At 70.5% G+C, this 2920-nt stretch carries 2 protein-coding genes; one reads left to right on the top strand and one right to left on the bottom strand.

Features of this window, described 5'->3' with window-relative positions:
* Positions 1-174: 174 nt before the first annotated feature.
* On the bottom strand, positions 175-1419 hold the full coding sequence (locus tag ACFV0Q_RS40470; RefSeq protein ID WP_385012969.1) for a cytochrome P450: 1245 nt from the start codon (positions 1417-1419) through the stop codon (positions 175-177).
* A gap of 252 nt (positions 1420-1671) precedes the next feature.
* Here ACFV0Q_RS40470 and ACFV0Q_RS40465 point away from each other — a divergent pair, with 252 nt between their 5' ends.
* Complete coding sequence (locus tag ACFV0Q_RS40465; protein ID WP_385012967.1) at positions 1672-2841, top strand: steroid 3-ketoacyl-CoA thiolase; 1170 nt, start codon at positions 1672-1674, stop codon at positions 2839-2841.
* The last annotated feature ends 79 nt before the right edge of the window (positions 2842-2920 follow it).

The raw sequence follows: 2920 nt of genomic DNA, 5'->3' as shown, positions 1-2920 counted from the left end.
GGGCATGGCTGCCCCGGCGCCCCTTCGGGTGGATCGTCGCGTCCTGCCAGGATCGGCCAGGCGCCGTGATCCCGCCACTCGGGCGGGTCCGGCGGCCGCGCGGGACGTCGTCACCAGCGGACGGCAGGGGCCGGGGCGTGGAGGTGGACGGCCCCTGCCGTCCTGGACCACGGGTCAGCGGGCGCTGACCCGGAGCTCCTTGATGCCGTTGAGCCAGGCCGCGCGCAGCCGTCGCGGGCCGTCGGCGGCCAGGCGCAGGTCGGGCAGGGCGTCGGCCAGGGCGTTGAAGATCAGGTCGATCTCCATGACGGCCAGGGACTTGCCGAGGCAGAAGTGCGGGCCGCCGCCACCGAACCCGAGGTGGGGGTTGGGGTCGCGGGTGATGTCGAAGACGTCGGGGTTCTCGAAGACCTCGGGGTCGTGGTTGGCGGAGGAGTAGAACATCCCGACCCGGTCGCCCGCCTTGATCTTCTGCCCGCCCAGTTCGGTGTCCTGGACGGCGGTCCGCTGGAAGGACACCACGGGCGTGGCCCAGCGCACGATCTCCTCCGCGGCCGTCGACGGCCGGGTCGCCTTGTACAGCTCCCACTGTTCGGGGTGGGTGAGGAAGGCGTGCATGCCGTGGCTGATGGCGTTGCGGGTGGTCTCGTTGCCGGCGACCGCCAGCAGCAGCACGAAGAAGCCGAACTCGTCGGAGCCCAGGTTGCCCTGGCCCTCGGCGGCCACCAGCTGGCTGACGATGTCCTTGGCCGGGCACTCCTTGCGGGCGGCGGCCAGGTTCATCGCGTAGCCGATGAGCTCCATCGCCGCGTTGGCGCCGACCTCCTCGGTGATGGCGTACTCGGGGTCGTCGTAGGCGATCATCTTGTTCGACCAGTCGAAGATCCGGGACCGGTCCTCCTGCGGTACGCCGATCAGTTCGGCGATCGCCTGGAGCGGGAGTTCGCAGGCCACCTGGGTGACGAAGTCGAAGCTGCCGTCCGCCGAGGCGGCCAGGGCCTCCTCGGTGATCCGCCGGGCCCGGTCGCGCAGGGCCGCCTCCAGCCCGCGGATGGCCCGGGGGGTGAAGCCCCGCTGCACGATCTGGCGTACGCGGGTGTGTTCCGGCGGGTCCATGTTCAGCATGATCAGGCGCTGGGCATCTATCTGCTCGCGCTGGATGTGCTCGTTGAAGCGGATGATCGCCGTGTTGGTGGTGGAGGAGAACAACTCCGGGTGCGTGGAGACGTACTTGACGTCCGCGTGCCGGGTGACGGCCCAGTAGCCCTCGTCGTCGAAGCCGGTGATGCCCCGCCGCTGCGGGCACCACCACACCGGCGCGGTCTGCCGCAGCTGCGTGAACTCCGGGAAGGGGACCCGGTCTTGGAGGAGGTCGGGGTCGGTGGCGTCGAAGCCTTCGGGCAGCGCGGGACAGGGCATCGGGCGACTCCAAAGTCTGACGGCCCATCAGAAGTTGGCTCGAAGGTAGTAACGAGTTCTAGAAGTGACAAGGGTTCTCGCGCCAACTGTTGCGTGTGGAATCCGTGTAAGCAACGTGCAAGACCCTTGCGTGGCGGGGGTCCAGGTCATAAGACTGCGGGGGAGAACTAGAACGCGTACTAGTTCGAGGCGGGGCGCCGGGACGGCCCGCCGCGCTGGCGCTGTACAGGATGTGCAGGAGAGGACGAGCTCATGGCCGCGGAACCCGTCATCGTCGAAGCCGTACGCACCCCCATCGGGAAACGCGGGGGCGCCCTGGCCAACCTCCATCCCGCCTACCTCCTCGGCGAGACCTACCGCGAGCTCCTCGCCCGTACCGGAATCCAGCCCGACTGCGTCGAGCAGATCGTCGGCGGCACCGTCACCCACGCCGGCGAGCAGTCGATGAACCCGGCCCGCAACGCCTGGCTCGCCATGGGACTCCCGTACGAGACCGCCGCGACGACCGTCGACTGCCAGTGCGGCAGCTCCCAGCAGGCCAACCACATGGTGGCCAACATGATCTCCGGCGGGGTCATGGACATCGGCATAGCCTGCGGGGTCGAGGCCATGAGCCGGGTCCCGCTGGGCTCCGGATCCAAGCACGGCCCGGGCAAGCCCTTCCCCGACGAGTGGAACGTCGACCTCCCGAACCAGTTCGAGGCCGCCGAGCGGATCGCCCGCCACCGGGGGCTCACCCGCGAGGACGTCGACCGCCTCGGCGTGCTCTCGCAGGAGCGGGCCGCGGCCGCCTGGGCCGAGGAGCGCTTCAAGCGCGAGACCTTCGCGGTCCAGGTCCCCACCACCGAGGCCGAGCAGGCCGCCGGGCAGGGCATGTGGCGGCTGGTCGACCGGGACGAGGGCCTGCGCGACACCAGCATGGAGGGCCTGGCCCGGCTCAAGCCGGTCATGCCGACCGCCGTGCACACCGCCGGGAACTCCTCCCAGATCTCCGACGGCGCCGCCGCCGTGATGTGGGCCTCGCGCAAGATGGCCCGCGCCCTCAAGCTCAAGCCGCGCGCCCGGATCGTCGCCCAGACGCTGGTCGGCGCCGACCCGCACTACCACCTGGACGGGCCGATCGACGCGACGCGGGCAGTCCTGGGCAAGGCCGGGATGTCGCTGCGGGACATCGACCTGGTCGAGATCAACGAGGCCTTCGCCTCCGTCGTCCTCAGCTGGGCCCAGGTCTTCGACCAGGACCTGGAGAAGGTCAACGTCAACGGCGGCGGCATCGCGCTCGGCCACCCCGTCGGCGCCACCGGCGCCCGGCTGATCACCACCGCGCTGCACGAGCTGGAGCGGCGCGACAAGGAGTTCGCGCTGATCACCATGTGCGCGGGAGGCGCGCTGGCGACCGGCACGATCATCCAGCGCCTCTGACCCCGGAGGGGAGAGGTGCTGGGCGCATGACCCAGTGGGATGGGAAAGCCGAAGGCCCCGGTGGCCGGCCTGGGGAGGC

It is taken from the genome of Streptomyces sp. NPDC059564 (assembly GCF_042735575.1).
In the GTDB taxonomy this organism is placed as follows: Bacteria; Actinomycetota; Actinomycetes; order Streptomycetales; family Streptomycetaceae; genus Streptomyces.
Note: the sequence above shows the minus strand (reverse complement) of the source record. Positions and strands in the feature narration are given on the sequence as shown.